Consider the following 23,403-nt stretch of genomic DNA (forward strand, 5'->3'; position numbering starts at 1 on the left):
CCCTTCTTAGGTGTGAATCAGAATGACCGCGGTCGGATAGAACAGGTAAGCGATGAAGACCACGACGACCAGGACCTGAGCGAAGCTCATCGACTTCGACCGCTGCTCTGCAACCTCGCGTTCGTCCTCGATGCGCTGATTGCGCAGAGTCTCGGCGCGAGCGTTCAAAGAGTTGCGGACCTTCGCGCCTTCGTCGCCGACCAACATCAGCGCGCCGCCGAGCGTCTCGAGTTGCTCGATGCCGTACTCGCGGCCAAGGTCCGCGAGCGCCTCCCACGGCGTGACGCCCGCCTGGCGGGCGCGCAGCAGCGCGTCGTCGAGGCGTTGAAATGCCCAGCCGTGGCAGATCTTCGCCGCCGCCGGCAGCGCCTCCGGATGCCCGCGGCCGGCGGCCAACTGCAGCGCAACCAGATCCAGATAGACCGACAGAGAACGGCGAAAGTCGCGCCGTGCCTGTTTGGCCTCCTCCCGCAGCTGGGCTACCGCAGCCACCCCGGCGGCCGCGGCACCGAACAGGCATACCAGGGCCGGGATCTCGACCGGCAGGCCGAGCCCGCCGAGTGTGGCCACGACGCCGAGCATCGCCGGCACCAGGAATCCCGCCAGCACCAGGAGCGCGGCGCGGGGCGCGAAATCCTCGGGTGTGCGGCCGGTGATCGCCAGATCGCGTTGCAGGCCGGGGAACTCGATCCCGTGCCGGCTCAGGGTGTTAGCGGCGAGGGTGAACAGCCGCGGCGCTTTGGCGCCGGTGTTGTGTGCGCGGGCACGGCCGCGTTCCCACCGGTCGATGTCGGCCGGGATGTTCGGTCGGGCCGGGACCAGCGCGGCGGCCAGCCACACCAGCCCGAGGCCGACTCCGGCGCTGAGTGCGAACGCGGCGATCATCGCAGCGCTCCAGCGTCGGCGGAGCGGTCCAGGATCCGCCGCGGCGGCGGAGGTTCGGACAGCACCCGGATTCGGATGAACGCGCCGATCCACATGACAACGAAGACCGCGAGCAGGATCTGCCCGGTCACGGTGCCGTACGGCTCGACGTAGCCGCGGGCGAACACGGCTTGGGCGATGATGAGCAGTCCGATCACCACCACGATCGAGCGTGCCTGCCGCCGCAGCCCCTTGCGTTGGGTCTCGATCTTGGTGCGCATATCGAGCTCCTGACGAAGCGATGTCGACAGCGTCGTCAGCAGCTGCACTAGTTCGGGGCCCTGCAGCTGGGAGTTGAGGATCAGCGCCGCTACGACGACGTCGACGCTCTCGTCGTCGATGTCGTCGGCGAACTCCTGCAATGCCGTGCGCAGGTCCACCCGTACGGCGATGTTTCCGGCAAGTCGCGACAGGTGCGGTCGGATGATCGCCGGTGCGGTCTGCGCGCTTGCCGGGATCGTCTCCTCCAGGCCGATGCCGCCCTTGACGAGGTCGCGGACCGACTCGGTCCACGTGGCGACCGCTTCCATCCGCGCGATGCTGCGGTCTGAGACCGCGGCGCCGCCGAAGATCATCGGCCACAACATCACCACGGCCACCGCGGCCGCGCCGGCGATCACCCACCGGGTCAGCAGCACCATCACCACCGCGGCGAGAACCGCGACCGCGACCGTTCGGGGATTCATCCCGGCCGGCAACCGTCGGCGACGAGTCGGCCGGGCAACACCCGTGCGGCCGCCGCGCACGATGACGGCCAGCCAGACCAGCCCGGCGCCGATCCCGGCGCCGAAGATGACAGCGGAAAGCGTGATCGGGCTCATCGCGGCCACCATCGCTGGACCCGCTTCAGCCGATCGTCGCGCTGGATCGCCGCGTCGGTGCGTACCGCTGGGGCAACGCCGTCGGGGCTCTCCCAGATCATCGACGTCAATGGGACGCCTTCTCCGGAGGAGTTGATCTCCTGGATCGACTCCACGATCCGTTGCTGGCGCGGTGTCCCGTCGTCACCGACGTCGAGTCGGCGCAGGAAGATGACGTACTCGATCGAGCTCGCGATCAGCAGGTTCGTCGCTTCCACGGCAAGCCGCTCCGGTGCCTGGATCGCGTACGTGCTCAGCCGCTTCAACGCATCGCGCGGCGAGTTCGCGTGGATCGTCGACAGCGAGCCGTCGTTGCCCTGGCTCATCGCGTTCAGCATCGTCACGACCTCATCGCCCAGGACCTCGCCGACGATCACCCGTGACGGGTTCATCCGCAGAGTGCGGCGCAGCAGGTCGGCCATCGACACCGCGCCCAGGCCTTCGGAGTTGGGGAGCCGTTCCTCCATCTGGACGGCGTCGGGATGCCGGTCGGTCTGATCGGCCAATCCGAGCTCGAGCGCCCGTTCGATCGTGATGATCCGCTCCGACGGGTCGATCTCGGCGGCCATCGCACGCAACAGCACCGTCTTCCCGGAGTTCGTTTCTCCGCAGATCATCACGTTGCTCCTGGCCTGCACCAGCGCCGTCAGGAAGCTCGCCAGTTCCGGCGTCAGCGTCGCGTTCGCGGTGAGGTCCTTCAACGTCACGTCTGGTAGCCGATTGATACGGATCGACACCGACGGCCGCGGGGACACTCCGAGGACTGCCGACAGCCGTGCCCCGTCCGGCAGCCGCAGGTCCAGCTGCGGGTTGGCCGTATCGAACGGCCGCGACGACAACCCGACCGTCGCGGCGAGCTGGCGGATGGTGTTCACCAGTTCCTCATCGGAGCCTTCCACCGGATCGGCGCGACGTTTGGTGCCGTCGGCGTACTGCACGAAGACGTTGTCGAAGCCGTTGATGTTGATGTTCTCGGCCTCGGGCTCGTGCAACAGGTCGTCGAGCGTCCCGGCACCGAACAGCCGCGCCTCCAGCGCAGCCGAGTACGCCGCTTGATCGTCCTCCGACAGACTCGTGCGTACGTCGGCCAGCTGGTCGGCGTGCTCGGCGACGACCTGCCTGATTAGGTACAACCCGTGCTGGCGAGCATCCGCGTCGCCCAACTCCGGTTCACCTGCGAGGCGGCGCCGGTTCCGCTCCTCGCTCTGCAGAGTCGCGAACCGCAGCTGCAGCGCCTTCAGCACTGTCCGATCGACCGCCATGTCAGGACACCCCCGTCGACGACTCCGCGTAGGAGCCCGACCCGTCGCTCATCGTCGCCACCGTCTCGGCGACGCGGGCACTCGTCCGACCCAACGTCGTGCGCCGCATCCGACGACCTCGACGATCGCCGCGCCGCTCGAGCCGTTCGACCCCGGCAGGGTCCCAGCCGATGAACCCGACCCCGTCGACCTTCACGCCCCGATCGGCCAGATACGCCTCAATGTCCGAGACGTGGCCGCGACCGTAGCGGCGCGGGCACACCAACACCACGTAGGTCGGGATCGGGCCTCCTCGTTGGCCGGCGACCGTCGACAGCAGCAGCGACAGCCGCTCCTGCAACCGTCGAACCGCTCCGCGCGACGCGCGCGCCACGACAACCAGCACATCCGCGCCCGCCGCGATTGCAATCTCCGGGCTCGCGGAGTCGATACGGCCCAGGTCCGCGATCACATCCCCGTCCCCGGTACCCAAGGAATGCGCCACCGAAGACAAAACATTCGGCAGAGCCCCCATCACCTCGCGCGTCATCGGCGCCTGGACCACACCAAGTCCGCCGCCCAGGCCGATCGCGTAAGGCGCCAACGGCGCCGGACCTCCTCCGCGGGTTGCCGCCGCGTACGCGACCACCGTCGGCTTCGAGGGCAACCCCGCACCGTTCTCGTCTCGCAGCCGCAGCCCCAGGTCACCGCCGGCAAGGTCCAGCTCGACGACCGAGACCTCTTCACCGGGCCACATCGCACCCAGGGCAAGCGCTGTCGTCGTCACCCCGGGCGAGCCCTTGTCGGAGCAGACCGCCACCAGCATGCCGCTCACCGGGCCGCTTCGACGATCGCGACCTGGTCCGTGGCCGCGTACGCAGCCATCCGAGCTGCCGCGGCCTCTGGCACGACGACCGTGACCCGCTGCGCCGTGCCGCCATCGGTCGTCGCGGCGTCCACCCGGTAGACCCGCGCTGACGGCGCCAACTTCACCGGATCGTCCAACGCCTTACCCGACGCCGTCCCCGTATCCGAGCGCGGCACCGCTAACACGATCACGTTGTCACCCGGCGCGACCTCGTCGGGCATCTGCGCATCCGACAACACCAACCCGACTGTGCGCTCGCCGTCGCCGGGCACCGGCTCGCTCGTCAATGCCGCATCCGTCACGATCTGGCCCGGCAAAAGATCTGCGGCCGCCGTCATCCCCTCAACCTCGGCCAGGTCGCCGACAGGGATCGCGCCGTCCACGCCGGACACATCGGTCTGCACAAGATCCCCCCGTTCGATGACCTCGCCCTTCGCGACACCGCCGTCCGCGATCGCGATCACCGCGACCTCATCGCTCGACCGCTGGAACAACACCGCGCCGCCGCCGGCGCACAGCGCGATCAGCAACACCGCCGCCGCGGCCTTGCCCCACCGCCGCGAATCCCACGACCCGCCGGACGGCCCCTCCGGAAGCCGGACACGACTTTCCGCGGAACCTGTAGTCCCGTTCGAGCTCGTGCGCGACCACGGCGCCTGCCGCTCCGTCGACGTCGATGCCATCACGTCACCCTTCAGTCAATAACCATCGATTGACGCTGCCGCACCTCGAGCTGCGCCGACCCCGCGTCTGCCTCGAGCACGCCAAGGTCACCGCCGTCAGCGATACAGATTCCCGAGCACGTCCACGTCGCATGCCAGCCGATCGACGCGGACACATTCATCGACCCTGTGCTCTCGTAGCGATGTCCACATGACGACTCTTCGGGCGAACCTTCGACCCACTGCTCGCCCGGCCCGGCACACGTCGTCGTTCCCTCACCCGAATCCCACGTCGCCGTCTCCGGTTTCACCGTGACCGTCACCGTCGTGCCGCGCAAGGTGACCGACTTCGACTTCGGCACCCACTGCGACTCGGGGATCCAGAACCACGTCCACAGATTCACGTACGTCGGATTCGGCGGCCCAGGCGAGATCGAAACCTTCGGCGATGGCAGGTACATTGTGTCGAGAACGCTCTCGCCAAGATCAGCCGGATTCACCGGCGGCAACTCCGGCCCGCCGTCAGGCTCCTGGTTTGGATCGATCCCGCCGCAGCCCACGCCTGGCATGTTCTCGACGACACAGTCCGGGATGGTTGGTCCGGTCGTGCCCGTATCCGCGTCACCTGTCGTATCGGTGGACCCATCATCGGAGCCGTCTACCGGGTTTGACTCGATCTCGACGTCGATCGATGGCCCGTCCGTACCGACGTGTTCTTCACCCACCGCTGCACCACCCAGAGAGACGGCGCACACGGTGGTGACCGCTGTGGCGATCAGCCTGCGCACGATGCACCGTTTGCGCTCTTCGTTGGACGCCACAGGCCGGCCTCGTCCGCCGTCAACGTCGTGCGACTCCGGAACGGATCAGCGACCTCCGGATCGATCGGTGTGCCATCCCTCAGCACTCGGAGCGAGCTCGTGTCGATGCACTCCAGAATCGTTACGGTGGGATGGTTCTTGTCCAGCTCGACAGAAACTGGCACCCGCCACGGTCGCGTCGCCCTGCCTTCCTCGGTCAGCCCTTTCTGCTTCAGCAGGGCAACCTTCTTGTAGAACGTCGCCGTGTATGGGCTGTACGTGTGGTTGATGATCTTGCGCTGTACTGCCTTCGTCGTGCGGGGATTCCGGTTGAGTCGTTCCGCGATCGCGTGCCAACGGTCGTAGTCGCGCAGTGCCTTCTTGTACGCGGCCTGCTCGCCGGCAGACAGCTTCGCTCCTTTGGGCTTCGGCGCGTACCTTGGATCGTTGGCCGGCTCGGTTCCACCTGTGCCGTTGTCGTCGTCCTTGCCGGGCGCGTTGCTCGCGGTCGAACTCGACTGGTCGTCGGCCGGCGGCAGAGTGCCGTCGGACTCGTCGTCGCCTCCGCAACCCGCGACGAGGAGGGCGGGAAGTACGGCAACAGCAAGTACGGTACGAAGAGTCCGCACGGGGATCCCCCTTATTGTTTGTAGCCGTCCGTCACCGTGAGTGACGGTGATTCTCACCTTAAGACGAACGTGCCGCTCGGACAGATTGCCCGTACGGACGGCTCGCTCGTCTTTCGTCCCGCACTTCACCCGCCGGCTCCGTTCGTCTGGCTATCCGGGCACCGTCTACCACCCAAGGCAGTGAGAGTCTTCCCAGCGTTCACCAAACGAAAGATTGTTCTCTGACGAAGCGGCATGCCAGTCGAACTCAGGAGCCCCAGCTTTAGCCGCAGGGCGCCTGTCGTCTGGAGTTCCTCGTCTCAGACGTAGCGCGGGTCGTGGAGCGCTCCTCGCGCCTGTTCCTTGGCATCGCGGCTGCGTTCCAGGGCGACCGCGTCGTCGGTCTTCCGGGCTAGTGCATCCGCTAGGCCATACGCCGGGATGCTCGCCGGCTCAACTGACAGCGCCGCCTTGATACCGATGCGCGCCTCGGTCCAGTTCTCCCGGTGCAGATGCTCACGCCCGTACGAGATCCCGGTCTGATGGATGACTGCGATCATTTGGGCCTGCCACATGTCTGCCCAGCCCGACACGTGACGTGACAGGCCTGTCAACGGTTGACCCCGCACGAGTCGCAATGCGAGGTCATCCTCGCCGCGCTGGTGATACAGGCCGAACCTCGCCCAATCGGTCGTCACCCCAGCGAGCCGGACAACGCCATCCCGAGTCGTTCGCGGGAGCCGGTCTCGCCCGAGCCAGTGGCGCGCCATCGCCGCAACGTTCCAACGGACCTGCGAGGGCTGGCGCGCATTCCTGAAGAACTCCTCGTCGATCGTCTCGGTCGTCTGACCGCCGTTCAGGGCGAGATAGACGACGAAGTCGATGACGATCCGTCGCCGCCGCGCGACCTCAGAGTCATCGGTCGGGAAGGGCGGAAGCTTGTCGATGGAGATGGGCCCGAGGACCGATACCTCGAGCACACGGCAATCGGTAGTGTTCGGCATGGCCGGCCTCCTGGTTTGCTCAGGTGGTTTGGCAAGGCCCGGGCAGGTGCTCCAACACCTGTTCGGGCCGCTTACGTACTACGGCTCGTCCTGTGCCTCCTTCCTTATCGGTTACTCACTCGACGTTGTCGTCATACAGTCACTCTCGGCTTGCTGACCCGATCGCCTTGGCGATCGCCGGCGGCGTAGCCGCATTCGCCGACTTGAAGACTTCGTTGATCGTCCGTCGTAGTTCCGGTGCGACGGGAGGAGCGAGCTCTCGGAGTGTCGCCTCGTCGACGTCGGTCGCGCTGCTCGACACCAAGGCGCGCAGGCGTCTTGCCAGCGTGGCACTCGGCGTCGCTTTCGCAAGCTGCAGGCCGGCGATCAGGCGCATCGAGGATCGCAGCACGGAGTCCGGGTCCGTGGCCATCTCCACCAAGTCCACGGGGTCGACATCGAGAATCTCGCACGGGTTGCCGGTCCACCGCTCGACGTCGACGCGGAGGGCGGCGACCTGGTCCTTCCAGGTGTCGTGTTCGGTGACGGTCAAGTGCTCCCGATAGACCAATAGTTCGATGTCTGACTCCACGGACGTGGTATCGGTCGCTGCCGACCCGACGAGTTCAACCGACAGAGCAGGAAACGTCCAATCTGCGACCCGGCCTCGAATCCGGTCGTCGAGGCGCGTTGCCGCCGTAGCGGCAACCTCGATCGCCGGCCACATGAGGTGTTCTCGGTTGGCCGTGTAGGTGTATTGGGATCCGATCCGTCGCTCGAGGACGATCCCCTGCTCGGCCAGTCGGCGCAACACTTTGCGCACGCCGGCCTCGCTCGCATCCCCAACAAGGCGGGTGATCTGTCGGCGAGTCATCTCGTCCTCGGCTCCAGCGAGCACGCGTAGCACCGGCCCATCCAAGGTTGGCGTCACAGCGCGGAGCGGCTCACTCATGTCCACACACCGAGCATACTAAAGTATGATCTTACATACAATAGTACGCGCGCCAGCAGGTTCGTATTGAGTTCAGCCCCTGGGCACCCGGTCCCAGGCAACTTCAGAACCCCTTGCGGACGCCACCCGCCAGAATGCGGCGAACGCGACTAGCTTCGCTGCCCGCGACTTGGGGTCTACATTCCGGGCCGAGCCCACAATCCAGGTATTCATGCCAGCCAGTACGCCGCTACCAGTGGTCGAATAGAGAATCTTGCGACCTTTTGGCGAGATGTGACTCTTGAAGGTGCCGCCGACACCATTGGTCGGCATGTCCATAGCCATGAACAAGACGACCGTCGGTTTGCGGTACGTGCATCTCCCCCGGCACGTCGCGACGATGGACGCGACAATCTGCAGCGCCGCCGGCTTAGCGAGCTGCGTCCCCGCGGGTGACCAGCCACCGGACGTGCGGGTCGGCTCCGGCTTGGCTGACGTCGAGGGAGTAGCCCGCAGCGACGTCGCCGCCTGTGCCCACATGAGCGATCGGTTCGGCGCCGGCATGCAACCGCATCCCGCCGAACTCACAAAGGGCCTGAATCTGCGACTGAGCGCCTTCGTGCCACCTCGCCCAACGCGCCCGCCAGAAGATCGCCAGGGACGCTTGAAGCCTGAGCGCGGGCGTCTGCGACCGGTGGTAGCTGGCAATTGAGAGGTGGGAGGTGGTGATGATGAGCGAGGCGCCAACCGACGGTACACAGGACGAGTTCCCTGCCGCGCAGGATCCCCGCCATGTGTTCTTGGATGCCCGCGAAGTGATGCGTCGGTACGGCTGGGGCAAGACGAAGGGCTATCAGAACCTCAAAGACCGCGACCTCGTGCCACCGCCTGTGATGACGCACCCGGACCGTTGGCGTCTCGATCAGCTCCTGGCGTGGGAGGACCGTCGTATCGCAGCGGCCGAGACCGAAGTCTCAGCCGTGCCCCAACATCACCGCGCGAACCTCCAAAGCCTCCTGCCGCCGGCCAAGCGCGCGGCACGCAAGTCTGCATGAGCACCGGTCGCTACAGCGCCGGCCGAGACGAGCACATTGCGGAATGATTCGTCTACAGATACGGTTATCTGTAGACGGATCGGGTCAGACGGAGGTGTGTTGTGGAGACCTTGCAGCCCAAGGATGCGTCCCGGCTCGGCATGTCGAAGAGTTCCCTCTACCGGGCGGCACATGCCGGGGAGTACGACCGGATCGCGCGCGGCATCTACCGGCCCGCTGATGCTCCGGCCGCCGACTGGGACTGGATCGAGGCGGCAACCCGCCGCCCCGACGCGACGATCTGTCTAACATCCGCGCTGGCCTACCACGACCTGACCGACACCATCCCCGACGCTCTCGACATTGCAATACCCAGAGGAGCGCGCATCCCCGCGACGGGCGCCGCGATCGCCTGGCACTCGTTCGCCAAGGACACATTCGACCTCGGCCGCGACACCATCCCGATCCCCGGTTCGGAACTTCGCATCGGAATCTACTCCCCGGAGCGCACCATCGCAGACGCCTTCCGTCTCCGCGGCGACCTCGGCTACGAACTCGGCCGAGACGCACTCCGTGAATGGCTACGCCACGGCGGCAAACCCGCCCAGCTCATCGCCATCGCCACCCGCCTCCCCCGCACCAAGCAGCCGATCCTCCAAGCCCTGGACCTGCTGACATGACCGACGGTGACCGAGTCTTCCGCCAGATACAGAACCGGGCACGCTCAGACGGTGCAAGGGAGGGCAGGCCCACCCCGACCGCCGAATACCTCACCCGGCATGCGCTCGAATCGTTCCTCGACCGACTAACCCGTACCGAACACGCCACCAAGTTCGTCTTGAAGGGCGGCATCCTGCTCGCCGTCTACGGTATCCGCCGCCCGACCAGAGACGTTGACGCCGAAGCGATCAACATGGCCGCCACTCCGGCGCTCATCTCCGACATCGTGCGTGACGTCGCGGCCGTCGAGGTCGCAGATGGAGTCTGGTTCGACCTGGCCACGACAAGCGTGCAGGAGATTCGCGACGAGTCCACATACCCGGGCCTGCGGATGCGAGTTGTATCGCACATCGGGCCACAGAAGGTCGTGACTGCCTGGGACGTCTCCACGGGCGACCCGATCATCCCGCCGCCGGGAAGGGTGCGGGTTCCGCGCATCCTCGGCGAGGACATCGAGATCCTCGGCTACACACCCGAGACAGCCGTCGCCGAGAAGGGCGTCACCATCCTGGAACGCGGTATCACCAGCACCCGATGGCGCGACTACATCGACATCGTCCAACTGGCCGAACATCACCACATCGACGAGGACCAGCTCTTCGAGTCCGCTCAGGCCGTCGCCCGCTATCGCGGCATCGAACTCGGCCCCATCACACCCGTGACCGCAGGCTACGGCGCCGTCGGCCAAACCAAGTGGGCCGCATGGAGACGCAAACACGGTCTGGAAGACATCAGCGAAGCAGCCCTTGACACGCAGATGACCAAGGTCGCCCAAGTACTCGACCCCGCGTTCTCACAGGCCGACACCGATGGCGATGCGCAGGCACCCCCGTAGAACGGAACCAACACCACCCGTGTCTCGCTCACGCTGCTGTTCGCAGCAGCCACGCGAAATACAGGACAGGCCATCTGATAGGGGTGGTGCCCCACACCGCCCAGATAGACGCAGTGTCCGAGCACGCGCGTGGCGCCACGCGCTCACGCTTCGCTGCGACGGACGCGTAGGACGCTGCGACGGACGCGTAGGACATGGCCGTCCTCGTGTGGGAGTCTTTGTGCCGTGCGAGAAGTACCTCCATCGATACTCAAGAAGTTGGACCTCAAGGCAGCGGCGCAGGCTGAGGCGGCCTTCTGGCGCAACCTCCTACCACCCGAGCCTTGGGCCGACGAGGTAGCGGCGAAGTGGCGTCCGGCAGAGTGGTGTATCGGTTCCCCGGTGAGCGTGTCGCCTGAGTAGATGACGGTCATCGGGTGATCCTTCGAGTGATCTCTCACAACCGACTCGAAGAAAGAGCACCGCGATGACCGTCAAGCCCAGTATCGACCCTGCACGCCTGTTGGCCGAACAGCTGGATCAGGCGAGCCCTGATCTGCTCCGCTCGATGTTGCAGACCTTCGTCAACACACTGCTGTCTGCCGAGGCCGATAGCGTGTGCGGCGCCGAGTACGGCGCTGTCTCCGAGGAACGTGTGAATCGTCGTAACGGCTACCGCCATCGTGACTTCGACACCCGTGCCGGCACCCTCGATGTCGCGATCCCGAAACTGCGGCAGGGCTCCTACTTTCCGGAGTGGCTGCTCGAGCGTCGCAAACGTGCCGAGAAGGCACTCACCAGCGTGGTTGCGACCTGCTATCTGCTCGGCGTCTCCACGCGGCGGATGGACAAACTCGTCGAGACCCTCGGGATCACCGGGTTGAGCAAGTCGCAGGTCTCGGACATGGCCGCCGAACTCGACGCACACGTGGAGGAGTTCCGCACCCGCAGGCTCGACGACGCCGGACCGTTCACGTTCGTCGCCGCCGACGCGCTGGTTCTCAAGGTCCGCGAAGGCGGCCGCGTCGTCCCCGTGCACGCCCTCGTCGCGACCGGCGTCAACGCCGACGGCCACCGAGAGATCCTCGGCGTGCACGTCACCTCTGCCGAGGATGGAGCCGGCTGGCTGGGGTTCTTCCGCGACCTTGTTGCCCGCGGCCTGTCCGGCGTGCGACTGGTGACCTCCGATGCGCATGCCGGGTTGACCGCCGCGATCGCCGCGACGCTGCCCGGTGCGGCCTGGCAGCGGTGCCGCACCCACTACGCGGCGAACCTGATGGCCGTCACTCCGAAGTCCAGTTGGGGGTGGGTCAAGGCGTTGCTGCACAGCGTCTACGACCAGCCCGACGCCGAGGCCGTGCACGCCCAGTTCGACCGCGTTCTCGACGCTCTGGCCGACAAGCTCCCGGCCGTGGCCGAGCATCTCGAGAATGCCCGCGCCGACATCTGCGCGTTCACCGCGTTCCCGAAGGAGATCTGGCGCCAGATCTGGTCGAACAACCCCAACGAACGCCTGAACCGTGAGATCCGCCGCCGCACCGACGTCGTCGGGATCTTCCCCAACCGCGACGCGATCATCCGACTCGTCGGCGCCGTCCTCGCCGAACAACATGACGAATGGGCAGAAGGCCGCCGCTACCTCGGCCTCGACGTGCTCGCCCGCTCACAGGCCATCGACACCGACGAATCCACCGACGAGGAGGTGACCGAACCCGAACTCCCCGCCCTCACAGCCTGACCAACCAACGAAGGATCACACGAACGCGATACACCACGCCGCAGGACTTGACCAGCGGCGAACGCAGGAACTGTGGCCAAGTGGGTCCGCACACGGCTGGAGACGGGTCATCGCAACGCACCGGGCTTAGTCGTGGATGCCCGAAAGGCTCACCAAGCGTTCCGACCAGTTCCGGTGGTCGGTATTGCCGAAAGGATCGCATTCCGCGCCCTGACCGAGTGGGTAGTGGCTGACCTTGAACTCACGGAACGTTCGCCCGAGGAGTACCGAAGCTTCGTCGCGGGCCCGATCCAGCATGCGTTTCCCCAAGAGAACCTTGGGATGAAACTCTCCGACGCACAGGTGGAGTACGTCGTCCACGCCGACATTGCTTCCTACTACCAGTACGTGGACCACGGGGTTCTCCTCGCCGAACTGGAAAACCGGACTGGCAAGGTCGATGCGGCACGACTGCTCATCGAACTGCTGGGCGAGGTTCAAGGGACTACATACGGACTCCCGCAACTTCTGGATCCGTCCGACAAGTTGTCCGAGATCTACATTCAGGCACTGGAGAGGGACGTCGTGCGGCGACTCGGCGCTGCCTGGCGCTACAACGACGACTTCAGACTCGCCGTCAACGGCTACGGGAACGCCCAGCAGGCGCTTGAAGAACTAAGCGCTGCGGCACGACCTCTCGGCCTTGTCCTGAACGACCGCAAGTCGATGATCTTGAAGTTCAGCACGTACTTCTGGCGGTACGCGATCGGCGAAGCCGAAGAGGCCGATGTAGAGATTAACCCTACCGAGATTGAGGTCTGGGTTGAGGACTACCCAGACCTCGACAGTGAAGGCTTGCTTCAGACAGCGGGCGCGACCTTCGACCAGCTGTCCTCTGGCGACGAGTTCCAAATCGATCTCACAAATGCAAGCCCAGATCAGGTCAAGGACCTACGTCGAGCATTCAACATCGCGTCGCGTGAGCAGTCGCCGATCGGCCTACCTCACGTCGAGCAGGTGTTCCGGTTCCTTCCCCAGCTGACGCCTCGACTCGCCGACTATCTCGTAACGATGCACGACGCAGAGCGCGATGCCGACTCGGTATGGGATGCCCTCGTTGCTCGATCCGGCGCATTCAACACATGGCAGCGTGCATGGTTGACCTACGTGGCGCGCCGCTGCGCGTTCCTCGATACCGACCGAGTCACGTGGATCCGAGGACAGTTTGAGGATGCGCCGCCGGGGCTGCTTCATGCAGAGGCCGCCATTGCGCTGGCCCTTGCGGGCGAGATGGACTTCGCGACACTCGACACCGCCCTTCGAACTCAGGCCGAAGCTCTCGCTCCGTGGTACGCCATCGCCATCAATCATGTGACGGCAACCGCGGAGCAGCGAAGCGCAGTTCGTGGGAGCTCACGACTCTACGAGCTTCTCATCAGCCCTCCCGCAGGCAAATGAGCGCGGCGTCCGGGCTAAACCTCGCGCTGAGCGAAGCGGCCGTAGTGCTCATCCGCCACGCGGAGGTCGACATACCACGCGCCGCTCGTCCTTCGGGCCCTCCACGACGCATTCTCACAAACGCGATGGGTGTATCCACCGACCCAGCGGTGTGGCTCCAAGAAACAGCTATAGTTCGCCTTGTCTCGATCATCGAAGCGTACGTCGACGCGGTTTCAATGCACCGGATGGATAACCTCGTTGATTCCCGCAAGTCCCTGGTGTCGTTACTCGTGCAGGACTTTGAACTCGCCTCGAGCGGTTCATGGCAGGACCGTCACGATGCCTATCACGACTACCACGGGCTGAGTCTTCGGAGCCTCGGCGGTTGGGGCGACATCAAAGCTGGCGTCGAGGTTCGCAACTGCCTACTTCACGGCCTAGGGAATCTGACCGCCAAACAGCGTGGGCAGACCAAGCTTGCGGCCTCGGTGAAATCGATAGGCGTCACGATCGGCAGCAATCGGATGCACCTCAGCGCTGCAACGGTGCCGAAGGTCGCCGCAGGTTGTGATCTCTTTGTGAAAAACCTCGACGCAAAGATCAATCTCACCACGTAGGGCTCGGACACGACGAGTGCGGCCGGGCGCCGGGATGGGTGGGCCCGTGACACTGAGGTAGCGGCGGCCGACGACGGCGACCTAGTGGAGGTCTTCGCCGATCTCGAAGCGGTGCGTTCAGGTCGACTGCGGCTTCGCGACGGGTCGAACTAGACGGTACATAGAGCCCTGAGCGGTCACTCCATACCGTCTAGGTCTAGCCGCTGATACCTGCGTGGCACGAACTGACATTCGGTATCCGGCGAAGCTGCTCACCACGCCAGAGAGCACGCCCTACGGCACCGAGTTGAAGGGTCCATGGCCCAAGACATGCAGTCGATACCGACACTGGCGGAGCGGCGACGGCGAGGCGGTCCGTGACATACCGCCGCGGACACGGTGTTCGCGAACGTACGCTGACGCACTCACAACCGCGGTCGGGCAACGGTGCATTCTGGCTCCGTCCTTAGTCTGCTTCAGAATCCGTAGAGATGTCGTCTCGTGTCGAAGGCCTTGCGCCCGCCCTCGAGGATGTCTTCGGCTGCTCGCATTACTGCCTGTTCGTCTAGCGATCCGGTACAGCTTTCGCTCACCCTCGCATGCTGGCCATCGGCCCGCAAGGTCACTATGAGCTCAGCGTCGCCGAGAACTGGGACGTTGGCGTTGTGGGTGCTGACGATGATCTGCCGCACGCCCTTGAGTTCGCGGAGGTGCCGGACGATCCCCGCATAGATGAAGCGATTGTCCAGGTCATCCTCCGGTTGATCGATGATCAACGGACTCTTGGACACGCGAAGCAGCAAGAGGAGCAACGCTGTAGCACGTTGGCCCTTCGACAACGACTCGAGTGTTCTATAAGTCGCGGGGTCTTCCTCGGCCGCGACGTTCAGCGACACCTCTACGGCATGTTCAGAGACAACCTCTTCGACCTGGCGGAGGAATCGTTCGCCAGCAACCTCAATCGCCGAGATCTGTGCATCGGAGAACGCGTAGGCATCACGCAGGTTTCGGGACCGAGCATCGTTGACGAACTGCCGAGTAGAGAAGTCTGCTCGTTGGACAAGATCCAGCAGCGCTTTCCGGCTGTTGGACACATTCCGTTCGACGATCGATTGCAGTAGCGCACGATCCGGCGACGCGACCGGTTTGACTCGGACTGCGCCGACAGTCGCAGTGTTGGCCGCAGTAACCGCGCGCCCGAGGCGTCGCCGGGCCGTCGTCTCAGCCTCGTGCAGTCCATCGAGCAGGCTTCTCCGCTCCGTAAGCAATACATCACGTCGTTTGCGCAGCACGTCACGCTGTGGCGCACTCGCCATGAGTTGTGCCAGACGTTCCTGCGTTGCGATCAATCGATCCGGGTCGTGCCCCTCTGCCTTCAGCTCCCGCACCACCTCGGCGTGCGCGGCTCGCTTCGGTTCAGACGCAGCCACCAGGTTCGCCTGGATGTCTGCCAACTGTCGGTCGGCCGTCGCGATCTTCTCGATCAATCCGTCGAGTGCTGAGTTGACCGTGCCTGCAAGTTGCCTGGTGACTGCCTCTGCCTTCTCGAGGAGCTCCTGTTCCGGCGAATCGTTTAGCCCGGCGTAATCTTCGCGAAGGACACCTACGGGGTCGTCCTCGATCACGTTGCCGATTGACGCCGCTGCGCTGTCGACGCGACGGCGCGCCTCCGCGATGATGGCTTCATCCTGCGTCAGCCGTCGTTGGGCAGTGAGGCGAGCCGCCCAGTCGGCCCGCTCGAACTGCGCAACTGTTGCCTGCAACCTCGCCACATCGGCGAGCTCTTCCTCGAGCTTTGCCTGTTCGTGCTCGACCGCCTCGAGCCGATCCCGGTTGTCGCTCAGCTTCGCCTGAAGTGCATCGATTTGTTCAGGCGTCGACTCGTCGGAGAACCGAGTGATCAGCTGAGCGACGCTCGCTGGTCGTTCGGCTACCTCCACAAGCTCGTGTTGTCCGAAGATCTCGAGGCCGCCCGTAACATCTCGGGGATGCAGGTTCGTCACCGAGCCGGATGCGTCGAGCACCACTGGCGGGTCGGGGACTGTTCTGCGAATTGTGTAACGGCTGGATGCTGGACTGACGGCGTCGAGCACGAGTTCAACGATGGTTCCGCGCTCAAGCACCTGCTCAACCATGCTGGCATGATCGCGTCGTGCGGCGGACCCAATCGGTTCGATGTCCAGGGCGTACCGAACACTCTCGATGGCCGTCGACTTTCCAGTGCCACGCCCTCCGATGAGCGCTGTAAGGTCGTCGGAGAATCTGATGACGTGGCGGTCCAGGTAGCCACCGGTCCACGAGACAGACCGAAGTAGCGTACGAGGTCGTGACTCGGGGTTCTCCCGGCGAATGCGTGTCTCAGGGGTCCTGATCGCTAGCCTCAGTCCGGCTAGCCCTAGGTTGCGCATTTTGAACCACGTCGATCCACCTACTTCACTCAAGCGGTCCGGGTGGGAGATGTCGTCGCAATAGACCTTTGCGAGGGCGTGTTCGCGCACGAACGGAGGGCGGCCGGCGAAGACCGCTTCTTGATCCGGAGTGGGATCATGCCCAGGGGATACCGCCACTGCATGAAGGTCCTCGTGCTTGACCAGCGCGGCGAGCGGTTGGCCACTGAAGGTCGACAACATTCCTCGTGGCGCCGTGTTCGCGTGTGCGGGAATCACGAGAGCACCTCGCCGAGTCATACCAGTGACGATGTTTGCGAAAGAGTCGCCCGTCGTCCCGCTCTGACACCCCGGCGTGATGTCGGCACCACAATGTCCGATCGCCGCATTGATGTCGACGAGGGGAGTCCCAGCCTCGAATATCACGAGTAGATGGATTCCCTCGCTCGTGTTCGCCTCGAACCCCGGAAGTCCTGTGATGCCGCGTTGAGCAGCTGCCGCTGCCAAGGTCTCGGCCGTGTCGACCGCCCAGTGGTCCGTGATGGCGATGAGTTCGATGCCCTCGGCCGCGCAGCTGTCGAAGAGCGCTGAGTGGTATGAGTCGACGTCCCCGAAGTAGCGCTTTGGGCCGGACGCACCTGAGTACTCAAACGGATTCACTTGTAAGGCGGCCCGAACCCAGCGCGCCCCATGCTCACCGTCATGCTCCATGTTCCCGTCCTCCTGCCACTGCCATACTGGTACCGCTCTCAGTACGCCAAGTTAGTGCGGCCTACGTACGGACGTTGGCAGTTTGACCGCATCCGGCGCGGTCGTCGTCACAGTTTGGCAGTGAGTCGGACGGCGTCGAGGCGAAATGGCACCTTGAAGCCACGCGTACGTCATTCCGCCGCCTGGTAGGTGGCGCTTCATCGGCTCGGGCTGGCCGCTGACCATCCGCCCAGACTATTCGTCGTTGGTGATGCGGAGCGGCGCCCGGTTCTTGGGGTCTCGTTTGATCCATTCGTCTTGGGCATCTTCGGCTTCGGCGATCTCTTGCGCGAAGTCGCTGCGCCGTTCGTCAAAATCGTCTTCGAGGGCTAGTTCGTACTGTTTCGCGAGGGATGACAGGCTTGGACTTGGACGGCCACGGAGGAACGCGGAAAGCTCCTTCTCGAGTTCGATCTTGCAGTTCTGGAGGATCGTCGATTGGCCCTGCCAGTGATGGCCTGCGCCCCACCGGCCGGGAGCGAGTTCGTCTGCGTGGTATGCGACGTCGGCGAGTAAGCGCACGTGATCGGCGAGGTCGTTGGGCAGATAGAGCGTCTTCTGTTTGATCTGGTTGTACAGGTCGTACCGTCGCTCCACGGGCGATGGGGAGATGTCCTCGGCCATCCGTCGTACTGCCTCGATGGCTTCGGCGAACTGGGAGAACAGGGTGAGGATCTGTTCGGCGACTCCGTGTTGGCGGTCGCGTTCCGACTTGGTGTACGCGCGCTCTTCGGCGCGCGCTTCTTCACGGGATTTGAAGAGGTCATTGACAACGGCGCCGACGATGCCGGCGACCACGGAGATTGCGCCGCCGGCGAGGACCAGCCACACTTCGTTGCTCACTCGCTTCCTCCTCACGCGACGCAGGCTGTTCACGCCAACCTAACTGCTGGGGTTCGCATGACGGGGAAGTCGGGCCTGTAGTGAGCCGGCCTTGCGCCCACAGCCTGGTCTCCGCGCGTCGGTCGTGACGTAGCCCATGCCGCCGCGATCCGTGTTGCGGTGCGCGACGAACGTACGCATCGACGATGAGCGGACGAACCCGGACGCCTCGAGCTTGTGAAGGCGCTCGTGACCTGAGTTCACTCGCCCGGTGGCACCTGGAAGGCGCGGACCTCGATGCGGCCTCCGAGGGCCTTCGACGCGCGGGCGGCCCAGTCGCCGGCGGTCGCCTCGTCGGCGACGTCGATCACCCAGAAGCCTCCGAGGTACTCGGGAGCCTCGACGAAGGGGCCGTTGACGGTGCTCAGGGATTCGCCCGTGTTGTCGACGGTGATCGCGCTCGAGGGCGGCATCAGCCCGCCCGCGAAGACGAGGCGCCGGTCGATGTCAGCTCCTCGATGATCGCGCCCGTGGCAGCCATGGCCGCCTCGAGCTCGCCCGGTCCATGGTCTCCATGGTCGGCTCCTCGTCGGAGTTGTGCGGAACGGACAGTAGGTATTGGCTCATGCCATCTAGACCGGCCTCGACGCGGAAACTCATCGGTCGACCGTCCGATCCCGTTTCCCGCGTCTCCATCCGGTGTCGCGACATTGCGCCGCGTGGCAGGCACGTCCGGGCTGCCGAGCGGCCGCCGCGCGGTTTCGAGATGGCACAGCTAGGTGCCGGCTCGCGGGCACATGGGGCAGGCACGGGTATGCACCGCACGGTTGCCTGGCACCGACGCGGTTGAACTCCCGAGGCCTGTTACCGCCGCCGAGTGCGCAAGAGGCACCTAGACTCGGTTAGCGTGAGCAGCACAGACAATAGGCCGACCGAAACGGCCCCCGGGGGTCCCAACGACGAGTTTGCGGCGAACGTACTCGACCAGATGAGGACTGTCTTCTGGGAGCCCGAGGTCGCGCGGCGCGGCGGCGAGTCTGTCACTGGACCGGTCCTACGTGCGCTGGCGGTACTCCATCCGGGCCAGCCGGTCGAGGTGCGGTTCAATAACGAGTTCGAGTTGATGGCACGCTCGCGGGTCGGCTCTCCGGTTCAACCTGGAGACGCGGTCGAGGTCGCCAACGTCGAGGACGTCGAAGCGCTCGAGCCCGTCGGCGTTGACCCTAATGCTGGATGGGTCGTCTGGGTCGTTCTCCCCGACGGCCGCGAGTATGCGCAGTTCGACTTCACCCGCAACCGCGGCCGCAGCCTGAAGATGCTCCGCCTCGCCGACGATTACCTGACCACCGCTCAGCGTGCGCTGGAGGCCGGCTACATCGGTCCTTCCGTTGAGAACGCGTTAGCTGCTGCAGAACTGGCCATCACAGCACAGACCTACTCGTTAGCTACGGAAGAGCCGCCAATGGGTGGGCGCCGCAATTCACACTCAGCGCGCCAGCATTGGACGAAAGTCCAGGTCGGCCTCGGCAACACCACGCCTGATGCACACGAGACGCTGATCGTTCTGAATGGACTGCGAGGAGCGAGTAGGTACGGAGAGGGTGACATCCCGTCCGCCGAACGCGCTGCGAGCTTGGTTGCCACGGTCAGGAGCATGGTGGAGGACGCGGAGACCCGCGTCGGTCAGCTGATGCGAACGCAGGACCCGGAGTTCCTGGACATGATCGCCGGCCGCGGCTACACGGCAGGAGAAGCGCCGTGACTAAAGACTCTGCTGCCGAAGGACCGGATGGGGAAGCTTGTGACTGCGCGGGGTCGACGGGCGGCCTCGAGTATCGACTTGCGACCGACCGCTCTCTGCTCCAACCGCTCCGCGACCTGCTCCTGCAGATCGAGGCTGAGGGCGACATCGGCATCTCCGCGGAGAAGGAGGTTGCCTACTTCGGTCGCGGCACTGGCGCCTACTTCGCCGTCGCCGATAGCACAGATCAGGTTGTCGGCTACCTCAGCGGCACACGAAGGAATGGCAACGCAGGTGACCACGCGGTCGATGATGGCGCGGTCGTCGCCTTCATTCACATGCTCGCCGTCGGTCAAGCTCGCCGGGGCCGCGGAGTCGGCTTCCGAGCCGTTCAGCTGTTCGCAGAGCATGCAAGAGAGGTCGAGAGTGCAAGCCTCCTCGCGCTCCAGTTGGATGATGGAGGCGACTTTGACCTGCGGCGGGCACGGTTCGAGAGGATGGGCTTTTGCTTTGAGGAGCTAGTTGGGCTCGTAAACATCGACGAGCTCCTCGGTCTCGGCTTCAGTTAGATGGCATCTCCCATGGCGTCTTGACCTGACCATAGATCCGGATCTGCCGAGACGAAAGTGCGTCTTTCCGCCGCGTGTGCAGTGACAACGAACGCGTCGCCATCACCGCTCGAGCGAGACGATCCACGCACCTTGGTTCCATTCACTTCGAGCCGCGCACCTCGGACCAGCTGCTCGCCTGACTGCGTACGCGGATCAAGATCAGCGAGCGACTCAACAGCTCCGATGCCAAGGCAGACCGGCCCAAGGCAAGGACGCACTCGGCGCGTGCCGCACTCTGCGAGCGGTCAACACCCCGCATCTCGTACGGCTTCGCGAAGTACCGCGACGACGAGCGAACATCCGTCGGGCCGCCGAGGCGATCGAGGTCCAAAGGGTCCACGCCGCGAGGCCACATCGCTCCGCCTCGCTGCCGGAGCGGCAGAGGCAATGCGGCGGCCCGCCCCTACGTTCGCGGCACTCGCCATCGCAGCTATGAGACCGGCGCCTCTCGTACGGGTGCGCCTCGACGTGCGGCTAGACCACGGCTTGCGCGCGGTCGACCGGTCCACTCTCTGACCTCGGAGTGATGCAAAAAGTGATGCAAACAATCGTGGAGACGCTGATCTAGCCCGTTTCTTGGTGAACCGATTTGGCCACGAGCGGCCCTAAATTGCAGAGATCTTGACCTATCGAGCCCAACCTACCGGAGCGGCCATGCCACGTGGCACCAGTGGCACGCGGCGTACCCGACACTGAGCAGGATCGGGACGTCGCGGCTACGCGCGGCCTCGAACGCTTCGTCGCCCCACTCGTACCAGTCGACGGGGTTGTCGGCATGTTGCAGCAGGTACGGGCTGGTCGCGCTCGCGAGCCGATTCACCATCGACAAGACTCCGATCCGGTGATGGTCGCATCAATCCGCCTGGAGTGATGCAATAAATTGATCCAACCTATGATCCTGTGCTGCATCTGAAGGCGCTGTTCTGCTTCCAGCGACTCAAGCCTAGAGGTCAGAAAACATGGCCACCCGGCGGAAGTCCACGCTGCTCGCGCAGGGCAGGGAGCGTCGGTTCGATGACGCCCGCTGGCCGTGGCGCGTCCGCCTCTACGCTCCCCCGCCGGCGGCACCACCTATCAGGTGTACTTCAAGGTTCCCGCGGGCGACGGCGAGCCCTGGAAGACCGCGGTCGCCGGTGACACGCGCGGCTTCGGTGCAGCGGACCTTCGCGAGCCTCAGTGACACGCCGACCGGCGTTCTCACCATGTACTGTCCCGACCAACCGGCGGGCTCGCCACTATCGTGAGGCTGTCCGTCCTCAGCCCGAGCGCCCTCGCCAATCAAACGCGCCGATCACCGACACTGTCTGCGAAGAAGGGTTTGAGCTCTGCATCGCGACCGCCTTGCCGACCGCGAAGGGCACCAAGGTTGGCGCGGGAGGTGACAATGCCATAGCACGCTCTTCGCGCTCCTCTTACGTGTTTGGACTCCTCAAAGCCACACCATCGGCCAAAAGACACAGGATCAGCCTGCTCCCGGTGCTGAGGCGGGCAACCCTAACCATCCAGGGCTGCCAGTAAGCGCGACCTCGAAGTCGCGCTGGCCGCTGCGGCCGATGGCCATGCTCGCGGCGTGCGGCCAGCGCCACCTGTTTGACCCTGGGGACACGGCGTTGTTCGCCGAGGACCTGGCCCTCGTCGAACAACGCCGTGGCTACCGGGTATCAGCCGTCGAGTGGGTACACCCACGGGGCACAGCCGACGTTGGCCTCACAAGTGCGGAACTTGTAGACGTCGCTCGGGAGGAAGCCCGTGCCACCTCCACCACGGTTGCACCCGTCCCAATCCGTTACCGACCGCGGCGTGCTGGTGGAGTTCATAAGACGGTAATCCACGGAGACGTAATTCCCGTCGCACTCCATGTCGAAGACGTTGGCGTTGTCATGTTCGTAGCTCACCGACGTGAAGTCGCTGCCGTGATAGCTGTACGTCCAGTGGGCGGCCGCCTCGCCGGCGGTACCGATTGTCAGGGCGCCGACCATCGATGCCACGCCTAGCGCTGCAACCGTTCCTCGCCTGTGTGATCTGCCTGCCCCTGCCTGTGGATCCATCAAGTTCGTGCCTCTCCTTCTGTTAGTTGGACCGGAGGAGAGTTACGCATCGAGATTCCGATTGTCAACAATCTACAAAGTTTCCGGACGCGTTTGACCGGATCTGCGACTAGGACGCACGGGGTCGCACCGCAGAACGCCTCCCACGGGTCACGACGTACTCGGCGAGCAACGGCGGCGGTAGCGTTGGGATCACCTGCACGAGACGGTCCTGGTCGACCGTCCTCACACGTGCCGCGCTTGCTGAGTACAGGAGCCCTCCGCCAAGTGGCCCGGACTAGATCGCGACCTGATACTCGACAGGACCTCGTGTGCGTAACGTTCTGCCTGGACTCGCCGCCCTGCCCGTGATCGTGGTCGTGGTCGTCACACAATTCTTCCGCGCCCGTAGCGGTGCTGAAGGCACCGGATCCGGCGACTTCTACGACCTTCACCGCGGCCTCCGTTCGATCCCATTTCCGCTGGCCAGCAGGCATGGCAATCGTCGCCGCCGCATTGCATGCGCCGCGCCGAAGGACGACAATGGCGGTCGTCGCGGCCGTGCTTGCCGGCTTGCATATCGAGGCCGTCGCGACCTCCGATGGGATCAGCGATGCGAGTGGGAATGCCCTGGTGTTCGGACGGCATCCTGTGAACGGCCTCATACTGATGGCCCTCGACGGCATGCTGGTGCGAACCGCGTGCACCTTTGCCCAGCAGCCCGCGCCCGACGTGACGCCGGCCGCAAGACCGGACAGGTCCTAATGAACGACGACACCTACGCCGACGTCTTCGATCCAGATAAGACCGACACTGTCCCGGTACGCGGCGTTCTCACGACGCTAGCGCCGATTCAACTCCTTGGCT

Annotated in this window: 24 protein-coding genes and 1 pseudogene; 10 read left to right on the forward strand and 15 right to left on the reverse strand. The window is 64.8% G+C overall.

The annotated features are described in order from the left end of the window. Positions 1–6: 6 nt before the first annotated feature. From L0C25_RS04385 to L0C25_RS04425, 9 genes are all read right to left on the reverse strand, one after another. Positions 7–885, reverse strand: coding sequence for a type II secretion system F family protein (locus tag L0C25_RS04385; protein ID WP_271635207.1), 879 nt, complete (start codon positions 883–885; stop codon positions 7–9). Continuing rightward, the gene (locus tag L0C25_RS04390) at positions 882–1,745 is read right to left on the reverse strand and encodes a type II secretion system F family protein (RefSeq protein ID WP_271635208.1); all 864 of its coding nucleotides are present in this window, start codon (positions 1,743–1,745) and stop codon (positions 882–884) included. The genes L0C25_RS04385 and L0C25_RS04390 overlap by 4 nt, the downstream gene beginning before the upstream one ends. Continuing rightward, positions 1,742–3,046, reverse strand: coding sequence for a CpaF family protein (locus L0C25_RS04395; protein WP_271635209.1), 1,305 nt, complete (start codon positions 3,044–3,046; stop codon positions 1,742–1,744). Before L0C25_RS04395 ends, L0C25_RS04390 begins: the two co-directional genes overlap by 4 nt. A 1-nt stretch (position 3,047) precedes the next feature. Continuing rightward, the gene (locus L0C25_RS04400) at positions 3,048–3,860 is read right to left on the reverse strand and encodes a hypothetical protein (protein ID WP_271635210.1); all 813 of its coding nucleotides are present in this window, start codon (positions 3,858–3,860) and stop codon (positions 3,048–3,050) included. Then, positions 3,857–4,576 carry a hypothetical protein gene (locus tag L0C25_RS04405; RefSeq protein WP_271635211.1) on the reverse strand — a complete coding sequence of 240 codons (720 nt, stop codon included), beginning with the start codon at positions 4,574–4,576 and terminating at the stop codon, positions 3,857–3,859. The genes L0C25_RS04400 and L0C25_RS04405 overlap by 4 nt, the downstream gene beginning before the upstream one ends. An 11-nt stretch (positions 4,577–4,587) precedes the next feature. Beyond that, positions 4,588–5,376, reverse strand: coding sequence for a hypothetical protein (locus L0C25_RS04410; RefSeq protein ID WP_271635212.1), 789 nt, complete (start codon positions 5,374–5,376; stop codon positions 4,588–4,590). Continuing rightward, the gene (locus L0C25_RS04415; protein WP_271635213.1) at positions 5,331–5,984 is read right to left on the reverse strand and encodes a hypothetical protein; all 654 of its coding nucleotides are present in this window, start codon (positions 5,982–5,984) and stop codon (positions 5,331–5,333) included. The genes L0C25_RS04410 and L0C25_RS04415 overlap by 46 nt, the downstream gene beginning before the upstream one ends. A gap of 299 nt (positions 5,985–6,283) precedes the next feature. Beyond that, the gene (locus L0C25_RS04420; RefSeq protein WP_271635214.1) at positions 6,284–6,967 is read right to left on the reverse strand and encodes a hypothetical protein; all 684 of its coding nucleotides are present in this window, start codon (positions 6,965–6,967) and stop codon (positions 6,284–6,286) included. Positions 6,968–7,106: 139 nt separating this feature from the next. Next, positions 7,107–7,898 (reverse strand): hypothetical protein, encoded by a 792-nt coding sequence (locus tag L0C25_RS04425; RefSeq protein WP_271635215.1) that lies wholly within the window; start codon positions 7,896–7,898, stop codon positions 7,107–7,109. Positions 7,899–8,605: 707 nt separating this feature from the next. On the opposite strand from L0C25_RS04425, the gene L0C25_RS04430 reads away from it, so the two are divergent. The 6 genes from L0C25_RS04430 (at position 8,606) to L0C25_RS04455 (ending at position 14,219) form a co-directional block, all read left to right on the forward strand. Continuing rightward, positions 8,606–8,932, forward strand: a complete 327-nt coding sequence (locus L0C25_RS04430; protein WP_271636789.1) for a hypothetical protein — start codon at positions 8,606–8,608, stop codon at positions 8,930–8,932. Positions 8,933–9,033: 101 nt separating this feature from the next. Then, the gene (locus L0C25_RS04435) at positions 9,034–9,591 is read left to right on the forward strand and encodes a type IV toxin-antitoxin system AbiEi family antitoxin domain-containing protein (RefSeq protein ID WP_271635216.1); all 558 of its coding nucleotides are present in this window, start codon (positions 9,034–9,036) and stop codon (positions 9,589–9,591) included. After that, complete coding sequence (locus L0C25_RS04440; RefSeq protein ID WP_271635217.1) at positions 9,588–10,466, forward strand: nucleotidyl transferase AbiEii/AbiGii toxin family protein; 879 nt, start codon at positions 9,588–9,590, stop codon at positions 10,464–10,466. The genes L0C25_RS04435 and L0C25_RS04440 overlap by 4 nt, the downstream gene beginning before the upstream one ends. A 466-nt stretch (positions 10,467–10,932) precedes the next feature. Continuing rightward, positions 10,933–12,183: an IS256 family transposase gene (locus tag L0C25_RS04445; protein ID WP_271635148.1), complete on the forward strand. Its 1,251-nt coding sequence runs from the start codon at positions 10,933–10,935 to the stop codon at positions 12,181–12,183. Between the two features lie 72 nt (positions 12,184–12,255). Next, a complete protein-coding gene (locus L0C25_RS04450) occupies positions 12,256–13,620 on the forward strand; it encodes an RNA-directed DNA polymerase (RefSeq protein WP_271635218.1) in 1,365 nt (454 codons plus the stop codon). A 125-nt stretch (positions 13,621–13,745) separates the two neighbouring features. Continuing rightward, complete coding sequence (locus L0C25_RS04455; protein ID WP_271635219.1) at positions 13,746–14,219, forward strand: hypothetical protein; 474 nt, start codon at positions 13,746–13,748, stop codon at positions 14,217–14,219. Between the two features lie 455 nt (positions 14,220–14,674). Here the strand turns inward: L0C25_RS04455 and L0C25_RS04460 are convergent, their stop codons facing one another. From L0C25_RS04460 to L0C25_RS04470, 3 genes are all read right to left on the reverse strand, one after another. Beyond that, positions 14,675–17,296, reverse strand: coding sequence for a TrlF family AAA-like ATPase (locus tag L0C25_RS04460; protein ID WP_271635220.1), 2,622 nt, complete (start codon positions 17,294–17,296; stop codon positions 14,675–14,677). Positions 17,297–17,530: 234 nt separating this feature from the next. After that, a complete protein-coding gene (locus tag L0C25_RS04465) occupies positions 17,531–18,178 on the reverse strand; it encodes a hypothetical protein (RefSeq protein ID WP_271635221.1) in 648 nt (215 codons plus the stop codon). Between the two features lie 239 nt (positions 18,179–18,417). Further along, positions 18,418–18,630 carry a YciI family protein gene (locus tag L0C25_RS04470; RefSeq protein WP_271635222.1) on the reverse strand — a complete coding sequence of 71 codons (213 nt, stop codon included), beginning with the start codon at positions 18,628–18,630 and terminating at the stop codon, positions 18,418–18,420. A gap of 434 nt (positions 18,631–19,064) precedes the next feature. On the opposite strand from L0C25_RS04470, the gene L0C25_RS04475 reads away from it, so the two are divergent. Together L0C25_RS04475 and L0C25_RS04480 are read left to right on the forward strand one after the other, a co-directional pair. Beyond that, positions 19,065–19,919: a HEPN domain-containing protein gene (locus L0C25_RS04475; protein ID WP_271635223.1), complete on the forward strand. Its 855-nt coding sequence runs from the start codon at positions 19,065–19,067 to the stop codon at positions 19,917–19,919. Then, on the forward strand, positions 19,916–20,467 hold the full coding sequence (locus L0C25_RS04480; protein ID WP_271635224.1) for a GNAT family N-acetyltransferase: 552 nt from the start codon (positions 19,916–19,918) through the stop codon (positions 20,465–20,467). Before L0C25_RS04475 ends, L0C25_RS04480 begins: the two co-directional genes overlap by 4 nt. A 142-nt stretch (positions 20,468–20,609) precedes the next feature. Here the strand turns inward: L0C25_RS04480 and L0C25_RS04485 are convergent, their stop codons facing one another. After that, complete coding sequence (locus L0C25_RS04485) at positions 20,610–20,849, reverse strand: hypothetical protein (RefSeq protein ID WP_271635225.1); 240 nt, start codon at positions 20,847–20,849, stop codon at positions 20,610–20,612. A 318-nt stretch (positions 20,850–21,167) separates the two neighbouring features. After that, positions 21,168–21,332, reverse strand: a pseudogene (locus L0C25_RS04490) (DUF255 domain-containing protein); the annotation flags it as partial. 207 nt (positions 21,333–21,539) lie between these two features. On the opposite strand from L0C25_RS04490, the gene L0C25_RS04495 reads away from it, so the two are divergent. Beyond that, entirely contained in the window at positions 21,540–21,689 is a 150-nt protein-coding gene (locus tag L0C25_RS04495) for a hypothetical protein (protein WP_271635226.1), read from the forward strand. A gap of 481 nt (positions 21,690–22,170) precedes the next feature. On the opposite strand, the gene L0C25_RS04500 is transcribed toward L0C25_RS04495, so the two are convergent. Further along, positions 22,171–22,488 carry a hypothetical protein gene (locus L0C25_RS04500; RefSeq protein WP_271635227.1) on the reverse strand — a complete coding sequence of 106 codons (318 nt, stop codon included), beginning with the start codon at positions 22,486–22,488 and terminating at the stop codon, positions 22,171–22,173. A gap of 543 nt (positions 22,489–23,031) precedes the next feature. On the opposite strand from L0C25_RS04500, the gene L0C25_RS04505 reads away from it, so the two are divergent. Next, positions 23,032–23,301, forward strand: coding sequence for a hypothetical protein (locus tag L0C25_RS04505; RefSeq protein ID WP_271635228.1), 270 nt, complete (start codon positions 23,032–23,034; stop codon positions 23,299–23,301). Positions 23,302–23,403: the final 102 nt, after the last annotated feature.

It is taken from the genome of Solicola gregarius (genome assembly GCF_025790165.1).
Taxonomy (GTDB): domain Bacteria; phylum Actinomycetota; class Actinomycetes; order Propionibacteriales; family Nocardioidaceae; genus Solicola; species Solicola gregarius.